We start from the raw sequence: 19047 nt of genomic DNA, 5'->3' as shown, positions 1-19047 counted from the left end.
CGCCGGAGCGGCCGCAGAGAGGGAAGGGGATCAGGCGTCCTTGGACTCGTGCGGTGCTGCCGCAGCGGCAGCATCGGCACCGAGTTCGTACTCGGCGTCGTAGCTCCACAGCGCACCGTCCGGATGGGTCGGGCCGCAGGAAATCGAAATCGCGCCCTGGTCGGCGGGGCCGACGACCTGGCGGTTGATGGCGAACAGATTGCGGCCCAGGTCATTGCCGGCAACGGACGTATTGGGTGCAACCTCGCGCGATGCCCATTCTTCGGCCGAGACCAGCACTTCCAGGGTGCCGGCTTCGCCGTCCAGGCGCACGATGTCGCCTTCGCGTACGCGCCCGATCGGGCCGCCGCGTGCCGCTTCGGGCGTCAGGTGGATTGCGGCCGGGAACTTGCCCGAGGCACCGGACAGGCGGCCGTCGGTGACCAATGCCACGCGCCGGCCCTGGTTCTGCAGCAGGCCCAGCAGCGGCGCCATCGAATGCAGCTCCGGCATGCCGTTTGCGCGCGGGCCCTGGTAGCGCAACACCACCACGAAATCGTGCGGCAACACGCCGGCAGCATGCAGTTTGTTGAGCACCTGCGGCGTATCGATCACCACGGCCGGCGCCTGGATGCTGCGATGCTGCGGCTTGACTGCCGACAGCTTGATCAACGAGCGACCGAGATTGCCGCGCAGCAGGCGCAGCCCGCCTTGCGATTCGAAGGCATCGCCGACCGGACGCGCCACGCTGTCGTCGGCGGTGGTGGGAGTGCCCGGCACGTAGGTCACCTTGCCGTCCTGCAGGCGCGGCTCATTGATGTAGGCGCGCATGCCGCCTTCCACCACGGTGGGTAGGTCGTCGTGCATGTAGCCGGCGTCCATCAGCTCGCGGAACACGAATGCCGTGCCGCCCGCGGCCTGGAAGCGATTCACGTCGGCTTCGCCGTTCGGGTAGATGCGCGTCAGCAGCGGCACCGTCTGCGAGATCAGGTCCATGTCGTCCCAGGTCAGCACGATACCGGCCGCACGCGCCACTGCGATCCAGTGGATGGTGTGGTTGGTCGAGCCACCGGTCGCCATCAGCGCGACCACGGCGTTGACGATGGCGCGCTCGTCGATCAGGCGACCGAATGGGCGGAAATCTTCGCCCAACGCCGAGATCGCCAATGCGCGCGCGGTGCCTTCGCGGGTCAACGCATCACGCAACGGCAGCTCCGGATTGACGAACGAGGCGCCGGGCAGCTGCACGCCCATCGCTTCGAGCAAGACCTGGTTGGAGTTGGCCGTGCCGTAGAAGGTGCAGGTGCCCGGCGAGTGGTAGGACGAGGCCTCGGCTTCCAGCAGCTCGGCGCGCGTGGCTTCGCCAGCGGCGTAGCGTTCGCGCACTTCGGCCTTCTGCTTGTTCGGAATGCCCGGCGTCATCGGCCCGGCCGGCATGAAAATCGCCGGCAAATGGCCGAACGCCAGCGCACCGATCAGCAGGCCCGGCACGATCTTGTCGCAGACGCCCAGGTACACCACGCTGTCGAACATGTCGTGGCTCAGGCCGATGGCTGTCGCCTGGGCGATGTTGTCGCGCGAAAACAGCGACAGCTCCATACCGGCGCGGCCCTGGGTCACGCCGTCGCACATCGCCGGCACGCCACCGGCCACCTGTGCGGTGGCACCGAGCGCGCGGGCAGTCTCGCGGATCAGCTGCGGGTAGTGTTCGAACGGCTGATGTGCCGACAACATGTCGTTATAGGCGGTGATGATGCCCAGGTTCGGCGTGGCCGCACCACGCAGGCGCGATTTGTCGCCCGGCTCGGACGCAGCGAAGCCATGCGCAAGATTGCCGCAGCTCAAGCGGCTACGGAACGGACCCTCACGCAGGGCAGCATCGAGACCGGCCAGATACGCCGCGCGCGAGGGAGCGCTGCGCTTGCGGATACGGTCGGTGACGGCTTGGATATTCGGATGCAGGCTCATTGGCTACCGGCTATGAGAAACAGGGGGGAAGGAAATGCTCTTTTAATTCCCCGCACATGGATGTGCGGGTTTTTTCGAGGGACTCGCATCGCATCGGCTGTTGCGAAGGACTCGCATCAAACCACTCGCATTCAAGCACACCAATGCACCCGCAACCGCGGACCAGGCTGCTGCAGCGCCACGCGGATGGGATATTCGTTGACATCGTCGCCTGCCAGCGCAGCCTGCAGCACGTCCAGCTTCTGCTTGCCGCGCAACAACAGCAGGCGCGTCGGAATGCTGGCAAGCCCTGCAGGTGTGAGGGTGATGCGTAACGGCCATTGGTTCGAGCCCGGGCAGCCGGTGGCATCCAGCGAGGCATACGGCTGCGGGCTGGCGAGCGCCTTGGGCAGGTCGGTGGCCCCCGGGAACAACGACGCGGTGTGCCCGTCGCCGCCCATGCCCAGCACCGCCAGGCAGGCCGGTTCGGCATGCTTGGCCTGCAGGTTGGCGGTGTGCACGCATTCGGGCAATTGCTTGCCTGGGCGAACCAGCGGGATGAAGGTCGCGGCCGGTGCGTGGGTCAGGAAGCTGTGATTCACCAGCCAGGCATTGCTGTCCTGATCCTGCGGCGACAACCAGCGCTCATCGACCAGGCCCACTTCCACCCGCGACCAGTCCAGCGGCCGGTGGGCGAGGGACTCGTACACCGGCGCAGGCGTGGTACCGCCGGACAACAGCATGCGTGCCTGGCCGCGCCGGGAGATTTCCTGTTCCAGCAGGTCGGCCATTTCGCTGGCCACCGCCTCGGTCCACTCGGCCGGGTCGTCGTAGCGCACCAGGGCGATGCGCGGGTTGTCCTGCAGGTTCATCGCTGCTCCCCGGGGTGCTGACGTTGTGCATCCACCGCGTATGCGGCGGCGCCCAGCAGGCCGGCATGCGGGTGCATGACCGCCAGCGATGGCACCTTCGACATGATCGCGGAGAAACGGCCCTTGTGTTCGAAGCGCTGGCGAAAGCCGGAATGCTGCAGCGAATCCAGCACCTTGGGCACCAGCCCGCCGGTGAGGAACACGCCGTCCCAGGCGCCCTGCATCAGCACCATGTCGCCGGCGATCGCACCGAAGATGGCGCAGAACAGATCGATGGTGCGCGAGGACCGCGGGTCGCCCGCGGCCGCGCGTGCGGTGATGTCCTTGGGTTGCAGCGGGCCGGGATCGACGCCGGCGATCTCGCTGAGCGCGCGATGGATGTTGACCAGGCCGGGGCCGCAGATCAGCCGCTCGTTGGAGACCCGGCCGAACTGCTCGGACAGGATTTCCAGGATGCGGATTTCTTCCGGCGTGCCGGGCGGGAAGCTGACATGGCCGCCTTCGGTTTCCAGCGGAAAGCAGCGCCCGTTGCGGATGATCAGGCCACCCACGCCCAGGCCGGTGCCCGGGCCGATCACGCCATAGTTGCGCGCTTGATCGATCGGCGCCGGCCGCCAGCTGGCGCCGCCCACCTGCACCACGTCCTGCGGGCGCAGCAGGCTGATGGCCATGGCCTGCGCGGCAAAGTCGTTGATCAGATGCAAGGTACTGAAACCCAACATGGTGGCGGTGCGCGAGCGCGAGATCACCCAGGGATGGTTGGTGATGCGCGCCTCGTCGCCATCCACGCGGCCTGCCACGGCGAACACGCCCTGGGTGGCCTGCACGCCGATCTGGTCGAGGTAATAGCGCGCGGCTTCGCCCAGCGAACCGAAGTCCACCACGGCAAATTCGCGCGAGGTGTCATCCAGCAACGGCACCGAAGCGTCGACATCGGCCAGCGCGAAGCGCGCATTGGTTCCGCCGATATCGGCAACCAGCACCGGCTTGGAAGGAGCGGTCATGCGTTGTTTCCCTGTGCGTCGGTGGCCGGGGGCAGGAAGTGGGCGGCGGATTCGGGCCCCCAGCTGCCGGCCGGGTAGGGCTGCAGCGGCAGCGCGGCGTCTTTCCAGGCGTCGCTGACGCTGTCGATCCACGACCACGCCGCCTTGACCTCGTCGTCGCGCACGAACAGCGCGGGGTTGCCGTTGAAGGCGTCCACAAACAGACGTTCGTAGGCGATACGACGGTGCAGGCCCGTCGGCACCGACAGTTCCAGTTCCAGCGGCTGCAGTTCGATCGCGCCCCATTCCGGGCCAGCCAGGCTGCTCATCAGGCCGAGTTCGATGTTTTCCTGCGGCTGCAACTGGAAGGTCAGGCGGTTCGGCACCGCATTCTGGCGGTCGGGGCGTTCGAACAGCCAATGCGTCACCGGCTTGAGCGTCACCACGATGCGGGTGGAGCGCTCGGCCAGCCGCTTGCCGGTGCACAGGTGGAACGGCACGCCGGCCCAACGCCAGTTGTCGATATGCGCGGTGACGGCGACAAAGGTCTCCACGTCACTGCCTTCCGGCGGGTGGTAGGCCTGCGCCGGCTGTCCGTTGATGCTGCCGGCAGTGTAGCGGCCGCGCACGCAGTCATGCGCGGCGTGCTCGGCGGTCATCGGACGCAGGGCGCGCAGCACCTTGACCTTCTCATCGCGGATGCGGTCGGCTTCCAGCGAGGCCGGCGGCTCCATTGCCACCAGGCACAACAGCTGCAGGATATGGCTCTGCACCATGTCGCGCAGTGCGCCGGAGCGGGCGTAGTAGGCGTCGCGCCCGTCGACGCCTTCGCTTTCGGCGACCAGGATCTGCACCGACTCGATGTAGGCGCGGTTCCAGACCGCCTCCAGCAGCGTGTTGCCGAAGCGCAGTGCGATCAGGTTCTGCACCGCCGCCTTGCCCAGGTAGTGGTCCAGGCGGAACACGCGGTCCTCGTCGATCAGCGCGCCGATCGACTGCAGGATGTCGCGGGCGCTGTCGGAGTCGTGGCCGATCGGTTTTTCCAGCATCAAGCGATGCGGTGCCTCCAGCGCGCCACCCAGCGCCAGGCCCTGGCAGGTGCTGATGTACAGGCCCGGCGGGATCGCCAGGTAGCTCACACAGCGGCGGCTGGCCAGCTCGCGGACCGCATTGGCCACCGACTCGGCATCGCGCAGATCCACCGAGCGGTAATCGATTCGCTGCAGCAGCGTGTCGATCTGTTCGGCGGTCGCGATCGGCAGTGCTTCGGTCAGGCGCGGCCGCAGCACTTCGCGAAATGCATCGGTGTCGTGGGGCGACAGCGCCAGCGCACGGATGCGGAAGTCCTCCGGCAGCAGGCCGTCGATGAACAGGCGCAGCAGGGAAGGAAAGAGATAGCGCTGGGCAAGATCGCCGGTGGCGCCAAACAGGATCAGGGTGTTGTGCATGGACCGCGTTTCAGATTCTGGAGACATCGTTATCAGCAGCTTGTCGGAAAGGCGCCGGTCGTCCGGCGGTCGGTACGTCTGTTCCTGAGCGACACTTGCGTGCGCGCAGCGGGGGATGGACGCTGACACCCAGTCCCGGATTGTTGCAGCAACTGGCGATCAGCGGTTAGCGCCATGGCGGCATAGCTGCACCTGCGTGATGGCATGCCATGCGTCGTGCGGCGAGCTGCACTGCAGGCAATGCGTCATACCTGCGTGGCGGCATGGTCCTCCAGAGATCGATGTTGCCATGTGAAAACGATTACATGTCAGAATAAACCAATGCATTCGTTTGCAGGGAATTCCTCGCAAGCGCATGCGGCGTCACCGCCATCGGGAGGGCCGAGGGCAGGGCGCACAACTTACGTTGAGGCCGAACGATGGCGAAAGTGCAGTTGGAAGGTGTCCGCAAGGTCTACGACAATGGCCAGGTGGCGGTGCAGGGCGCAAGTTTCGAAGTGGCCGACGGCGAGCTGATGGTGCTGGTGGGGCCGTCCGGCTGCGGCAAATCGACCCTGTTGCGCATGATTGCCGGGCTTGAAGACATCAGCGCCGGCACGCTGAAGATCGGCGAGCGCGTGGTCAACGACGTGGCGCCGAAGGATCGCGACATCGCCATGGTGTTCCAGAGCTACGCGCTGTATCCGCACATGACCGTGGCCGAAAACCTGGCGTTCGGGCTCAAGCTGCGCGGGCATCCGAAGCAGGTCATCGCCGAACGCGTCAACAACGCCGCAGAGCTGTTGGGCCTGACGCCGATGCTGGACAAGCTGCCCAAGGCGATGTCCGGCGGTCAGCGTCAGCGCGTGGCGCTGGGCCGGGCGATGGTGCGCGAATCCTCGGTGTTCCTGCTCGACGAGCCGCTGTCCAACCTGGACGCCAAGTTGCGCCACAGCGTGCGCACCGAGATCGCGCAGTTGCACCGCAAGCTTGGTACCACCATGATCTACGTCACCCACGATCAGGTCGAAGCGATGACGCTTGGCCAGCGTATCGTGGTGCTCAAGGATGGCGTGATCCAGCAGATCGACAGCCCGATGGCGCTGTACGACCGTCCGGCCAATCTGTTCGTGGCCGGGTTCCTCGGCAGCCCGGCGATGAACGTGCTGCAGGGGCGTCTGGACGCGCAGGACGGCCTGCACCTGGTCATGGCCGATGGCTGGCGCGTGCCGCTGGGTGCGGCGCGGGTCGATGCGGCTTGGTTCGGCCAGGACGTGATCGTCGGTGTGCGCCCGGAGCACTTGCAGCCGTCCGACGATGCGGTCCTGGGCTTCGATGCGCGGGTCGATGTGATCGAGCCGGTCGGCAACGAGATCTTCCTCAATCTCGACCGTGGCGGTCAGCCGCTGGTGATCCGTGTCCCGCCGCAGAGCTTGCCGGCGGTAGGCCAGCCATTGCGCCTGGCATTGCGCAGCGAGGCCTTGCACTTTTTCGATCCAGCCACCGGCCAGCGGCTGGAGGCGGCTTAGGCAAACTGGTCAACAGCGACGCAGCCGCCAGACGGACACGGCCGGCGCTCGGAATTGGCGGGTGTCGTTGGGCCACTGCGTGCTGCGCGATGCCCACGCCCGCCTGGCACGGCTCGCTGCGTTTTTTTGCCGCTAACGCTCCAGCCCCGTCGTGAGTGCGCGTGGGCGGGCGCCATGCGTGCCTGCCTGCAACGCGGTACCGGCGTCCAGCGTCAGTTCCAACGGCAATACCGCCAGCGCGAGGTTGCCGGCCACGCTCACTACCGTGCCGATCGCGCTACCGTCCAATGCGACGGCATCGCCTGCATCCACGGCCGCATCCGTTTCGAGCAGCTGCAAGACGCGCTTGGCCTTGCCCAGGAAGTGCGTCCGCGCCACGATTTCCTGGCCCGGGTAGCAGCCTTTCTTGACGCTGTACGCCTGCAGGCGGTCCAGTGCCAACTGCTGCGGCGTCCACTGTTCGCGCTGGCTCTCGACCAGGCGGGCGAGCCCCAGTTGCAGATCGGTCGTCCGCCACTGCGCCTCTGCGCTCGGCAGTTCGATAGGCATCGCCAATGCATCCGGGCTGTAGAGCAATAGCGTGCGCGGCAGCGCTGCGCTACCCAGATCCAGTTCGATACGCTGGGTTCCGAGGTCGGCTTGCGCGGCATGCGCGTGTTCCGGCGCTACGAAGCCGCCGTAGGCGAGCAGCGCGGCAGCGCTGATTTTCAGCTTGCGGCGGAACACGAAACGGCCGAGTTGCGCGGCGATCTCGGCCGCGTTGCCGTCCGGCAACAGCATCAGCAGGTGTGCGTCGTCCTCACGCAGGAGTGCGAAGATGGAAATCACGCGCCCCTTCGCCGTCAGCCACGCGTTCCACTGCCACTGCCCAACCGCCAGCGCCTGTACGTCATTGGCAAATTGGGCATGCGCAAACGCCACTGCATCCGTACCGGCCAATCGGACGTATTGCATGTCGTGCAGGGAGCCAAAACCCTGCGGAATAAGATTCAGGTTGTCAGCCACGGAAGGGGAGGACTAAAATCGCCAAGTTGTGAGAGCACTATGATAGGCCATCCAACCCCCACCCCAGCGCAGGATTCCGAGACGCAGCCTTCTTCTCAGGAGCATATTCCCGAGAAAAAGCCACTGCCGAAGGAGATTGGTGGGCGCGACGGCCCCGAGCCAACGCGCTACGGCGACTGGGAAAAAAATGGACGCTGCATCGATTTTTGAGCAGCTTTTAGCCACAGCGGCCTAGTGCCGCCCAGCCGAGAAAACGAGCCCAGCGAATGGCGATCCGCGAACGTCCTCTCTCCCCGCATCTCCAGGTATACCGTTGGCAGATACAGATGGTGACCTCGATTCTCAATCGAGCCACCGGCATCGTACTGTCCGTCGGCGCACTGGGAATTGCCGCTGCCTTGCTCACCTTGATGCTTGGCCCCGACCATTGGAATTGTTTCCGCGATCAGGCTGCCACCTGGTATGGGCAGGTATTCCTGTTCGGCTGGACCTGGTCTTTCGCCTTCCACCTGTTCGGTGGCTTGCGCCACATGCTGCAGGACTTCGGGCAAGGCTACGCCGTGCGCTCGTTCATCAGCATGGGTTGGTTGTCTGTGGTTCTGAGCCTTGTGCTGACTATCGCCATCTGGGCTTACGTACTGCTGTCCGGAGGTGCCGTATGAGCCGCTACCGTACCCCGCTGAAGAATGTGCGCGGCCTGGGCGCCGCCAAGACCGGTACCGAACATTTCGTGATCCAGCGCCTGACCGCGGCCGCACTGGTGCCGCTGTCGATCTGGTTCCTGATCTTCGTGCTGAGCCTGATCGGTGCCGATCACGCTGCCGCCACCGCCGCAGTGGCCAAGCCGTGGAATGCGATTTTGCTTGTCGCTTTCCTCATTGCCTCGTTCTGGCATGCCCAGCTTGGCATGCAGGTGGTACTGGAAGACTACGTGCACGACTCGCTGCTCGCACTGATTGCGCAGACCCTCGTGCGTTTTGTTGCCGTGCTGGGCGCCATCGTCAGCGTATTTGCCGTGGCGCGTATCGCGCTGGGCATGAGCTGAGTCGTCAGCGACCAAACAGGAACCCATAATTCGATGTCCGCTTACAAGATCACAGAACACAAGTACGACATGGTCGTGGTAGGCGCCGGTGGCGCCGGCCTGCGCGCCACGTTCGGCCTGGCCCAGAAGGGCCTGCAGACGGTCTGCCTGACCAAGGTCTTCCCGACCCGTTCGCACACCGTGGCAGCGCAGGGCGGTATTTCCGCGGCGCTGGGCAACATGGGCGAGGACGACTGGCGTTATCACTTTTACGACACCATCAAGGGCTCCGATTGGCTGGGTGACCAGGACGCGATCGAGTACATGTGTCGTGAAGCGATTCCGGCCATCATCGAGCTCGAACACTACGGCGTGCCGTTCTCGCGTACCGAAGAGGGCAAGATCTACCAGCGCCCGTTCGGCGGCATGACCACCAAGTATGGCGAAGGCCCGTCAGCGCAGCGTACCTGCGCCGCAGCCGACCGGACCGGCCACGCCATGCTGCATACGCTGTATCAGCAGTCGCTGGCGCACAACGCACGCTTCATGATCGAGTACTTCGCGCTCGATCTGATCTTCGACGAAGAAGGCGTCTGCCGTGGCGTGCTCGCACTGGACATGGCAGAAGGCTCGCTACATCTGTTCCGCGCCCACGGCGTGGTGCTGGCGACCGGCGGTTACGGCCGTGCCTACTTCAGCGCCACCTCCGCACACACCTGTACCGGTGACGGCGGCGGCCTGGTGATGCGTGCCGGCCTGCCGGTGCAGGACATGGAATTCGTGCAGTTCCACCCCACCGGCATCTACGGCGCGGGCTGCCTGATCACCGAGGGCGTGCGCGGCGAAGGCGGCATCCTGCGCAACAGCAATGGCGAGCGCTTCATGGAGCGCTACGCACCGCATTACAAGGATCTGGCGTCGCGCGACGTGGTGTCGCGTTCGATGACGGTGGAAATTCGAGAAGGCCGTGGCGTGGGCGAGCACAAGGATCACATCCTGCTCGACCTGACCCACCTTGGTCCGGAAGTGATCAACGAAAAGCTGCCCGGCATCGCCGAAAGCGCACACATCTTCGCCGGCGTGGACGTGACCAAGCAGCCGATCCCGGTGCTGCCGACCGTGCACTACAACATGGGTGGCATTCCGACCAACTTCTACGGCGAGGTCGTGCGCAAGCAGGGCGACGATGCGGATGCCGTGGTGCCGGGCCTGTATGCCATCGGCGAGGCGGCGTGCGTCTCGGTCCATGGTGCAAACCGTCTGGGTTCGAACTCGCTGCTGGACCTGGTGGTGTTCGGCCGCGCGGTTGCCAATCGCTGTGCCGAGACGGTCAAGCCCAATCAGCCGCACAAGACGCTGCCGTCCGATGCCTGCGACAAGGCCTTGGGCCTGCTGGACAAGCTGCGTCACGCCAACGGCTCCACGCCGACGGCCGTGATCCGCGACAACATGCAGCGCACCATGCAGTCGGACGCCGCCGTGTTCCGCACCAGCAAGACGCTGAAAGAGGGCGTGGACAAGATGGCCGAGATCTTCGCCACCTTCGAAGACGTCAAGGTGTCTGACCGTTCGCTGGTGTGGAATTCGGACCTGATCGAGACCTATGAATTGAACAACCTGCTGCTCAACGCGGTGGCGACGATCAATTCGGCCGAACAGCGCAAGGAAAGCCGCGGCGCGCATTCGCACGAAGACTTCCCGGATCGCGACGATGTCAACTGGCAGAAGCACACGCTGGTGACCGTCGACGACAAGGGCAAGTGCGAATTCGATTACCGCCCTGTGCACATGTACACGCTGAGCAAGGACGTGGACGTGGTCCCGCCGAAGCCGCGCGTTTACTGATCGATGCGCATGCAGCGACCCACCGTTGCCTTGTCATCGCTTGCCATCGCCTCGGCGCGTGGCGGCGAGTCGGTGCAGCAGTGTGGTCGTGGCATGACGCTGGAGCAGTGCCGGCACATGGCCGGCCGCTGTGCGACTGCTTCGGCAGTGGCATCCGTCATCTTTACCTTCATGCGCACGGTGCAGTTGTCGTCCGCACCGCGCATCGCCTGAGCCAACGAGAGCAGCTATGGCAGAGTTCACCCTCCCCAAGAATTCAAAGATCGGCAAGGGCAAGCATTACCCTGCAAAGGGCGCCAAGAACACGCGCACCTTCAAGGTCTACCGCTGGGATCCGGACGTCGACGCCAACCCGCGCACCGACAGTTACGAGATCGATCTGGATAAATGCGGCCCGATGGTCCTGGACGCGCTGATCAAGATCAAGAACGAGATCGACCCGACGCTGGCGTTCCGTCGCTCCTGCCGCGAGGGCATTTGCGGCTCGTGCGCGATGAACATCGATGGCACCAACACGCTGGCCTGCACCAAGGCGATTGCCGCATGCGGCAAGTCCGAGGTGCCGATCTATCCGCTGCCGCACATGAGCGTGATCAAGGACCTGGTGCCGGATCTGACGCATTTCTATGCGCAGTACGCGTCGATCAAGCCGTGGATCCGTACCCAGACCCCGCCGCCGCCGGACCGCGAGCGCCTGCAGTCGCCCGAAGACCGTCGCAAGCTCGACGGATTGTACGAGTGCATCCTGTGCGCATGCTGCTCGACCAGTTGCCCAAGCTACTGGTGGAATGGCGAGCGGTATCTGGGCCCGGCGATCCTGCTGCAGGCCTACCGTTGGATCATCGATTCGCGCGACGAAGACACCGGTGCGCGTCTGGACGATCTGGAAGACCCGTTCAAGCTGTATCGCTGCCACACCATCATGAACTGCGCACGGACCTGCCCGAAGGGCTTGAACCCGGCGCTGGCGATCGCCGAAATCAAGAAGCTGATGATGGCGCGTCGCGCCTGATTGCACGGCATTGATTCCCCACCACGGGGATGTGGTTCGCAGCGGCACCGGCCCTTGGGTCAGGTGCCGCTGTCGTTTTTGGCCCGCCATGCGGTGCGGTGGAGAGTGAGAATGGACGAACAAACCCTGCTGAAAAAACTGCGCTGGCGTTGCCGACGCGGCATGCGCGAACTCGACCAATTATTCGGGCGCTACCTTGATCAACGCTGGGCGCAGGCTCCCGACGCCGAGCGCGCGGTTTTCCTACAGCTACTGGATTGCGAAGACGATAAGTTGTGGCGCTGGTTCATGGGATACGAGGCTTGCCCCGATGCCGCCAACGCCGCACTCATCGCCGATATTCGCGCCTTGCAGGCTTGAGTGGCGCCCCTCGCGCTGGTTGATTTGCGCATTGAGCGTGTTGGTAGCGCTGGCCGTGTGGGCGGTGTGGCGCAGTGGCGTACCACCGTGGCTGGCCGTGTTGTTGTCGGCGTACGCGGTGTTTGTAGGCGGGCGAGCAGTGCGCCAGCTGTTGCGTTCGCCAGTGAGGCAGTTGCTGGTGCCATGGACGCAAACGCCCGCCAGCATTGACGGTATGCAGGTGGAAGGGCTGCAGGTCCGTTGGCGCGGACCGCTTGCGGTGGTGTCGTGGAGGCGAGCGGATGGCCGGCGCGAGCGCCTGCATTTCTGGCCGGACACCTTGCCGGCGCCGCAACGACGTGAACTGCGTCTGGCCGCTCAGGCCCACGCCATTTCGTCGGGGCGGCCGCTAGTGGCACCATAGCGTCCCTTTCCCGGTTGAACCGCATGTTCAAACCTATCCCGGTTGCCATCGGCTTGCGCTATCTGCGTGCCAAGCGGCGCAATGGCTTCATATCGTTTATTTCGATGGCGTCGATCCTGGGCATCGCCCTGGGCGTGACCGTGCTGATCACCACGCTTGCAGTGATGAGCGGTTTCCAGAAGGAAATTCGCGACCGCCTGCTGCAGATGGCTGCCCACGCGACTGTCAGTGCAGAAGGCGCGCCGATGCGCGACTGGCAGCATGCGGTCGAGGTCGCCATGTCCGATCCGCGCGTAGCCGGTGCCGCGCCCTACATCGAAACCGAATCCTTATTGCAGGGCCCGCGCAAGCAGCCGGCCATCGTGCGCGGCGTGATTCCTGCCGAAGAAGGCAAGGTGTCGGTGCTGGCCAAGAAGATGCAGCAGGGCTCGGTCGACAGCCTGACCCCTGGCTCGTACAACATCGTCATCGGCAAGGAGCTGGCGTTGTGGCTTGGCGTGGATGTCGGCGATAGCATCGTCGTGTTGCTCAGCGACACCCAGGCGACGCCGCTGGGCGCGATGCCGCGGCTCAAGCGCTTTACCGTGAGCGGTATTTTCGAGGCCGGATACAACGAGATCGACCGCGGCCTGGCCGTGGTGAACATGCAGGACCTGGCGCGCGTGCTGCGCATGGATGGCGTCACCGGCGTGCGCCTGCGCCTGCATGACATGGATCAGGCCTGGCCGGTGGCGCGCGATCTGGCGGTGAAGTTGCACGGCCCGTATCGGGTCAGCGACTGGACCCAGGAAAACGCCAACCTGTACCACTCCTTGAAGATGGAAAAGACGGTGATGGGCATCCTGCTGTCGCTGATCGTGGCGATGGGGGCGTTCAACCTGGTGTCCTCGCAAGTGATGCTGGTGACCGACAAACAGGCCGATATCGCCATCTTGCGCACGCTCGGGCTGTCGCCGGGCGGGGTGATGCAGGTATTCATGGTGCAGGGCTCGTTGATCGGCTTCATGGGTACCTTCATGGGCGTGATCGGCGGCATCGTGCTGACGTTCAACCTCGAACGCATCCTCGGCGTGATCGAAACGATTTTCAGCGTTAAGTTGCTACCCGAAGACGTGTACTACATCACCGGCCTGCCGACCGATATGCAAACCCAGGACGTGGTAGTGATCACCGTGGTGGCTTTGGTGATGAGTTTCCTGGCGACCTTGTACCCGGCGTGGCGCGCTTCGCGCACCCAGCCGGCGGAGGCGCTGCGCTATGAATGAGATCCGGGAAGCGGCCGTGCAAACACCAGAACAGGCAACTGCGGTGATCCGCGCCGAAGCGCTGGCCAAGACCTACGCCGAAGGCAAGATGCGCACGCCGGTATTCGATGGCCTGGATCTCTCGGTGGCCACCGGCGAAACCGTAGCGATCGTCGGTGCCTCCGGCGCCGGCAAGAGCACCTTGCTGCATCTGCTCGGCGGGCTGGATATTCCGACCTCCGGCGAGGTGTATGTGGCCGGCGAGCGCATGTCGGCGCTGTCCGACGCGCAGCGCGGCAAGCTGCGTAACCAGGCGCTTGGCTTCGTCTACCAGTTCCATCACTTGTTGCCCGAATTCACCGCGTTGGAGAACGTGATGATGCCGGTGCTGTTGTCCGGCAAGGATGTGGCCGTCGCCAAGGGTCAGGCACTGCAACTGCTGGAATCGGTTGGGCTTGGGCATCGCGTCGAACACAAGCCCAGCGAACTCTCCGGGGGCGAACGTCAGCGCTGTGCGGTGGCGCGTGCATTGGTCAACAAGCCGGGCTGCGTATTGGGCGACGAGCCCACCGGCAATCTGGACGACAAGACCGCGGGCACCGTGTTCGAGCTGATGCTTGAGCTCAACCGCGCCCAGCGCACCAGCCTGGTGTTGGTGACGCACGACCGCGGCTTGGCACGGCGCCTGGACCGCGTGCTGGAGCTACACCAGGGCAAGCTGCGCGAATTGGCGCCGTCTGCGGTGTAAGCGCATGGCGAAGCGGTCGGTTGGCAGACCGATCGCGTCGTGTATGAGCGTGGAATCTTCAACGGTCACCGGTGCTGTGCCCGTTAGCCGAAATGGTGGCGAATTTTGAAGTGCAGTGGCAGCGCACGATCGCTTGCACCCCAACCGCCAGGGCATTAGCTGCCTGGTCGCCGCAGGCCAATGCAGCCTGCGGGGATGCCATGGCATCGGTCAAGGAATGATGCGCAGTGCCCGCAGGCGGGTAAACAGTTCGAAGAACGAGGCGCGGCTGTCGTGGAAGTCGAGGAAACCCAGTTCGCGGCTCTTGGTCATGTCGTTGACGCACTCGATCTCGCGGCCTAGGTCGGCATCTGTATGCCACCACGATGCAAGCCGATTGACGTCGGACTCTACCAGCTGGTGTTGCGCGGCCACCTCAGCCCATAGGGCAGGTGCGGTCTGGCTCATGCGTGGTTCCAGCGGTTCAGGCACAGCGGGGCAGGGCGCAGCATCGAGTTGGAAGAACTTCGCAATCTCGCCCCACATCCAGCGCCAGCGGAACACATCGCCATTGACGGTGTTGAAGGCCTGATTGCGCGCTGCGGGGCTAAGCCCGGCCCAGGCCAGTTGGCGGCCGAGCAGCCCGGCATCGGTGAGGTCGGTGAGGCTGTTCCACTGCGCTTGCGACCCTGGGAACACGAACGGTTGCCCGGTGTGCTTGCACAGCGATGCATACACCGCCAGCGTCACGCCCATGTTCATGGCGTTGCTGCCGTTGGCCATGCCGATCATGGTGTGCGAGCGATGTACGCTCCAGCCGAAACCGTGCTGCTGCGCATGCGCAAACAGCAGGTCTTCCAGCGTGTAGTAGAAGTTTTCGCCCCGCTGGCGCGGCTCGCTTTCGCGAAACGGCGTCTCGGCCTTGCCGCTGCCGTAATTCTCGAAGGCGCCCAGGTAGTGCTTGGTGCCGGTGACCAGCGCCATGTGCTGCAGCGGCGCATCGCTGAGTGCATCGCACAGGTGCCGCATCATCGCGCCGTTGGCCTGGACGTTCTCGCGTTCGGTATCGCGGCGGGTCCAGGTGCAGAAGAACACGTGGGTAATCGGTAGGCCACGTAACGCGCTGTTGGTGCTGTCGGCGTCCAGTAAATCTGCCGCGACCGGAATGACACCGTCGTGGGGCAGTGGCCGGCGTGCAAGGCCGTAGACGGTCCAGCCGTCGGCGAGCAGCACGTTGGCAAGGTTGTAACCGGAGATGCCGGTCACACCGACGATCAATGCAATGCCTTTACGCATGGGGGAGACTCCTGGAAAACGGATTTCACCTTAGCGGCGACACCATGAAATCGGGGCGAATGCTGGGCAAGAGGGCGTGCTGCGCCGTTGATCGTTCCATTTGCTGCGGCATGCATCGTCAGGTGTGCACTGTCCTACGCACTGCATCTAGCGGTTGCGGACTGCAGTACTTCTTCCGTATTCGCGATCAGCGAGCGCCGCGCAGTGTTCTTCCTACCCAGCCTCGGGCAGATCTCCGCTGTGCGTGGAAGGTGCCGCGATCTAAAGTGAAGACGTTGATCGATAGGGTGCGGGATGGCGACCGACAGCATGGAAGTGTCAGCGCAGGCAGCGCCGCCACAGATGGGATCGGCGGTGGCCATTGCGGCCGCGTTATTGCTGGGCGTGGTGGCCTGCGCCTGGTCGCCCACACTGCTTGCGCGCATGGTTTACGTCGGCTGCGCGTGTGTTGCATTGCTGGGCAGCGGCGCGACGGTGTGGCTGCGCCCGCGCCGGAGTGCGCTATTGCTGGCAGGGGCGGCGGCACTCTTTGGATTCGGGACGATGGGGTGGCAGGTGACCGATGCCCTGCAGTCGCAACTGCTTCCGCAGGATGAAACACGCGATGTCACCGTGCGCGGACAGATTGTCGGCCTGCCGACCGCCGAGCAACGCCGTACCCGCTTTCAGCTGCGCGTGGACCAAGCGCCGGCGCAGCCGGCGGCACTGCGCGGGAAGCTCCTGCAACTGGCCTGGTACGACGACTTTGGCGCCGAGCGCATCGGCCCGCGCGCAGCGCTACATGCAGGTGCGCGTTGGCAGCTGCGGCTCAAGCTGCGTGCGCCACGCGGCTTGCGCAATCCCGGAGGCTTCGATGCCGAGCGCCAGGCACTGGCGCAGCGCATCGCTGCGACGGGCTATGTGCGCATGCCTGCAACCGCACGCCAGATCGCGCCGCCGCAAGGCGTGGATGCGTGGCGCGAACGGATGTCGCAACGCATCGCCGAGCGTGTCGGCGGCCCTTCTGCGCCGTACCTGCGGGCGCTCGCGCTCGGAGATACCCGCGGGCTGGACGATATGGCATGGGCAACGTTGCGCGCGACCGGGCTCAGCCATCTGATCGCCATCTCTGGATTTCATGTCGGGCTGGTCGGGGCATTCTTCGCGCTGCTGGTCGCTGGCATATGGCGCTGGCAGCCGCGACTGGGCACCTTCATGCCGCGTCTGCATGCGGCATCGATTGCCGCGCTACTCGGCGCCGCCGCCTACGCGCTATTGGCTGGCCTGGCGCTGCCGACGGTACGCACCGTGTTGATGATTGCGGTGGTGGCCCTCGCCAGGGTACTGCGGCGACGCGCCTCGACCGCGCACGTCCTCTCGCTCGCCTTGTTGGCGGTGTTGCTGTGGGATCCGCTCAGCGTGCTGGTGGCTGGCTTCTGGCTCAGCTTCGCCGGCGTGGCATGGCTGGTCTGGTGCCTGCCGTCTGACGATCGCGCCATCGTGCGCGGCTTTTTGTCTGCGCAGACCGTGGCCACCGTTGGCCTGCTGCCGTTGACGGTCAGCCTGTTCGGGCAGGCGTCGCTGGTCGGGCCATTCGCCAATTTGGTCGCCATTCCCTGGTGGACTTTCGTGGTGGTGCCGCTGTGCCTGTTGGGGACCGCGCTCGAAGCGATCTATCCAGGGACCGGCGTATGGGCATGGCAGCTTGCGGGCTGGTGCTTTGAGCTGACCTGGCCGGGGTTCGTCTGGCTCGGGCACACCGCGGTGGCGTTGTGGTGGGTGCCCGAGTCCGATGGGGTTGCCCTGATCGCCGCCTTGCTCGGTGCGTTCTGGCTGTTGCTGCCGCGCGCAACGCCGGGTAAATCGTTGGCGGCGCTGCTGTGGTTGCCGCTGCTCTGGCCGGATCGCGAGCTACCCGCCGCAGGCGAGGCGGAAGTGCACGTGCTGGATGTGGGCCAGGGCTTGGCGGTGCTGGTGCGCACGCAACGCCATGCGCTGTTGTTCGATACCGGTCCGGCGGTGCGCGACGGGTTCGATGCCGGCGAGCGCGTCGTGCTGCCGGCGTTGCGCGCGCTTGGCGTACGCCGGCTGGATGCCATCGTGCTCAGCCACGCCGACGCCGATCATGCCGGTGGCTATGCCGCGGTGCGCACGGGGCTGCCGGTGGCACGCACGGCTGCGCCACCGGGTGCGCCGTTGGACGTCACCGCACGTTGCCGCGCCGGGCAGCAGTGGGAGTGGGACGGTGTGCGCTTCCGCTTCCTGCATCCCGGCGTTGGGTTTCCTTATCTACGCAATCAATCCAGCTGCGTGCTGCGGGTCGAGACCGCGTATGCGAGCGCACTGTTGCCGGGCGATATTGGCGAAATCGTCGAGCGCCGCCTGCTGCGCGGGCGCGCCGCGGATCTGCGTGCGGACCTGGTGATCGTGCCGCACCACGGCAGCGCCGACGGCTCGCAAGCCGGCTTCATCGCCGCGACCGGCGCACGCCTGGCGCTGGTGTCGTCCGGTCATGGCAACAGATTCGGGCATCCGCGCGCCGAGGTCGTGCAACGCTGGAAGTCGGGCGGAGCAGAAGTGCTGGACACTGCCCAGGCGGGAGCGATACGGGTTTGGCTCGGTGCCGCGGGCCTGCAACTGCGCGAGCGGCGGCACTGGCAGCCGCGGCTATGGGATGCTGCGGAACGGCGGCGGTCGGCTGCTATCCTATCGGTCAGCGAACAGGCGGCCGTGTTGCCGGAGGAATCGAATCGTGTTGGAGCTGGTCAAGGCAGGCGGTTGGCCGATGGTGCCGTTGCTGTTGCTGGGCGTGATCGCCCTGGCGATCGTGCTGGAGCGTCTGTGGAGCCTGCGCCGCAATGAGGTGACGCCGCCGGGCCTGGGTGAAGAAGTGCGCAATTGGGCCGCGCGCGGCAATCTGGATCCCACCCACATCGAATCGCTGCGCCGCAATTCGCCGTTGGGCGCCTTGCTGGCCGCTGCACTGGATGTGCGCGGCCGCCCGCGCGACATGATTCGCGAACGTATCGAAGACACCGGCCGGCATGTGGTGCATCGCATGGAGCGCTACCTGAATGCGTTGGGCACGATCGCTTCGGCCGGGCCGTTGTTGGGTCTGCTTGGTACCGTGGTCGGCATGATCCAGATGTTCCTGGGCATCCTCGATCACGGCGTCGGCGATGTGAATCAGCTCGCCGGCGGCATCGGCAAAGCGCTGGTGTGCACTGCCACCGGCATGATCATCGCTGTTCCGGCATTGATGGCGCATCGCTTCTTCAAGGGGCGCATCGCCGGTTACATCATCGAGATGGAGCAGGAAGCCACCTTGTTGCTGGACACCATCGATGGCCGAGTCGTGCCTGCAGCCGTCGCGCCGGCCGCAGCGGGCGCCAGGCCTGTCACGGCGAAGGGTTGA

General features: G+C 65.2%; 19 protein-coding genes. 13 read left to right on the top strand and 6 right to left on the bottom strand.

Going from position 1 to position 19047, the window contains the following annotated elements:
* Positions 1 to 30: 30 nt before the first annotated feature.
* The 4 genes from edd to zwf form a co-directional block, all read right to left on the bottom strand.
* A complete protein-coding gene (gene edd / locus ACCQ07_RS11235) occupies positions 31 to 1947 on the bottom strand; it encodes a phosphogluconate dehydratase (RefSeq protein WP_008576679.1) in 1917 nt (638 codons plus the stop codon).
* 131 nt (positions 1948 to 2078) lie between these two features.
* Positions 2079 to 2798, bottom strand: a complete 720-nt coding sequence (gene pgl, locus ACCQ07_RS11230) for a 6-phosphogluconolactonase (RefSeq protein ID WP_008576678.1) — start codon at positions 2796 to 2798, stop codon at positions 2079 to 2081.
* The gene (gene glk / locus ACCQ07_RS11225; RefSeq protein WP_005929801.1) at positions 2795 to 3802 is read right to left on the bottom strand and encodes a glucokinase; all 1008 of its coding nucleotides are present in this window, start codon (positions 3800 to 3802) and stop codon (positions 2795 to 2797) included. The genes pgl and glk overlap by 4 nt, the downstream gene beginning before the upstream one ends.
* The gene (gene zwf / locus ACCQ07_RS11220) at positions 3799 to 5229 is read right to left on the bottom strand and encodes a glucose-6-phosphate dehydrogenase (protein ID WP_008576676.1); all 1431 of its coding nucleotides are present in this window, start codon (positions 5227 to 5229) and stop codon (positions 3799 to 3801) included. The genes glk and zwf overlap by 4 nt, the downstream gene beginning before the upstream one ends.
* Before the next feature lie 419 nt (positions 5230 to 5648).
* On the opposite strand from zwf, the gene ACCQ07_RS11215 reads away from it, so the two are divergent.
* A complete protein-coding gene (locus tag ACCQ07_RS11215; protein ID WP_008576674.1) occupies positions 5649 to 6737 on the top strand; it encodes an ABC transporter ATP-binding protein in 1089 nt (362 codons plus the stop codon).
* A 132-nt stretch (positions 6738 to 6869) separates the two neighbouring features.
* Here the strand turns inward: ACCQ07_RS11215 and ygfZ are convergent, their stop codons facing one another.
* Positions 6870 to 7742: a CAF17-like 4Fe-4S cluster assembly/insertion protein YgfZ gene (ygfZ, locus tag ACCQ07_RS11210; protein WP_031422853.1), complete on the bottom strand. Its 873-nt coding sequence runs from the start codon at positions 7740 to 7742 to the stop codon at positions 6870 to 6872.
* Between ygfZ and ACCQ07_RS11205 the strand changes: the two genes are divergently transcribed.
* From ACCQ07_RS11205 to lolD, 10 genes are all read left to right on the top strand, one after another.
* Complete coding sequence (locus tag ACCQ07_RS11205) at positions 7644 to 7952, top strand: DUF1674 domain-containing protein (protein WP_014090240.1); 309 nt, start codon at positions 7644 to 7646, stop codon at positions 7950 to 7952. The genes ygfZ and ACCQ07_RS11205 overlap by 99 nt on opposite strands.
* A 56-nt stretch (positions 7953 to 8008) precedes the next feature.
* Entirely contained in the window at positions 8009 to 8404 is a 396-nt protein-coding gene (gene sdhC, locus ACCQ07_RS11200) for a succinate dehydrogenase, cytochrome b556 subunit (RefSeq protein WP_029819501.1), read from the top strand.
* A complete protein-coding gene (sdhD, locus tag ACCQ07_RS11195) occupies positions 8401 to 8787 on the top strand; it encodes a succinate dehydrogenase, hydrophobic membrane anchor protein (protein WP_008576669.1) in 387 nt (128 codons plus the stop codon). The genes sdhC and sdhD overlap by 4 nt, the downstream gene beginning before the upstream one ends.
* 33 nt (positions 8788 to 8820) lie before the next feature.
* Positions 8821 to 10611: a succinate dehydrogenase flavoprotein subunit gene (gene sdhA / locus ACCQ07_RS11190; RefSeq protein ID WP_005916748.1), complete on the top strand. Its 1791-nt coding sequence runs from the start codon at positions 8821 to 8823 to the stop codon at positions 10609 to 10611.
* Positions 10612 to 10620: 9 nt separating this feature from the next.
* Positions 10621 to 10824, top strand: a complete 204-nt coding sequence (locus ACCQ07_RS11185; protein WP_031422850.1) for a hypothetical protein — start codon at positions 10621 to 10623, stop codon at positions 10822 to 10824.
* Between the two features lie 16 nt (positions 10825 to 10840).
* A complete protein-coding gene (locus tag ACCQ07_RS11180) occupies positions 10841 to 11623 on the top strand; it encodes a succinate dehydrogenase iron-sulfur subunit (protein WP_003482787.1) in 783 nt (260 codons plus the stop codon).
* A 111-nt stretch (positions 11624 to 11734) separates the two neighbouring features.
* Positions 11735 to 11983: an FAD assembly factor SdhE gene (locus ACCQ07_RS11175; protein ID WP_372363332.1), complete on the top strand. Its 249-nt coding sequence runs from the start codon at positions 11735 to 11737 to the stop codon at positions 11981 to 11983.
* A complete protein-coding gene (locus ACCQ07_RS11170) occupies positions 11934 to 12386 on the top strand; it encodes a YgfX family protein (protein ID WP_372363331.1) in 453 nt (150 codons plus the stop codon). Before ACCQ07_RS11175 ends, ACCQ07_RS11170 begins: the two co-directional genes overlap by 50 nt.
* A 23-nt stretch (positions 12387 to 12409) precedes the next feature.
* The gene (locus ACCQ07_RS11165; RefSeq protein WP_008576657.1) at positions 12410 to 13651 is read left to right on the top strand and encodes a lipoprotein-releasing ABC transporter permease subunit; all 1242 of its coding nucleotides are present in this window, start codon (positions 12410 to 12412) and stop codon (positions 13649 to 13651) included.
* Positions 13644 to 14378 carry a lipoprotein-releasing ABC transporter ATP-binding protein LolD gene (lolD, locus tag ACCQ07_RS11160; RefSeq protein ID WP_057682212.1) on the top strand — a complete coding sequence of 245 codons (735 nt, stop codon included), beginning with the start codon at positions 13644 to 13646 and terminating at the stop codon, positions 14376 to 14378. The genes ACCQ07_RS11165 and lolD overlap by 8 nt, the downstream gene beginning before the upstream one ends.
* 210 nt (positions 14379 to 14588) lie before the next feature.
* On the opposite strand, the gene ACCQ07_RS11155 is transcribed toward lolD, so the two are convergent.
* A complete protein-coding gene (locus ACCQ07_RS11155; RefSeq protein WP_372363329.1) occupies positions 14589 to 15653 on the bottom strand; it encodes an SDR family oxidoreductase in 1065 nt (354 codons plus the stop codon).
* A 294-nt stretch (positions 15654 to 15947) separates the two neighbouring features.
* Between ACCQ07_RS11155 and ACCQ07_RS11150 the strand changes: the two genes are divergently transcribed.
* Both ACCQ07_RS11150 and ACCQ07_RS11145 read left to right on the top strand, forming a co-directional pair.
* Positions 15948 to 18494 (top strand): DNA internalization-related competence protein ComEC/Rec2, encoded by a 2547-nt coding sequence (locus ACCQ07_RS11150; RefSeq protein ID WP_372363328.1) that lies wholly within the window; start codon positions 15948 to 15950, stop codon positions 18492 to 18494.
* Positions 18385 to 19047: a MotA/TolQ/ExbB proton channel family protein gene (locus ACCQ07_RS11145; protein WP_071117190.1), complete on the top strand. Its 663-nt coding sequence runs from the start codon at positions 18385 to 18387 to the stop codon at positions 19045 to 19047. The genes ACCQ07_RS11150 and ACCQ07_RS11145 overlap by 110 nt, the downstream gene beginning before the upstream one ends.

Source organism: Xanthomonas sp. NCPPB 3583 (genome assembly GCF_041475715.2).
Taxonomy (GTDB): Bacteria; Pseudomonadota; Gammaproteobacteria; order Xanthomonadales; family Xanthomonadaceae; genus Xanthomonas; species Xanthomonas euvesicatoria.
The sequence above is the reverse complement of the archived record's forward strand: the minus strand, read 5'-3'. Positions and strand labels throughout refer to the sequence as shown.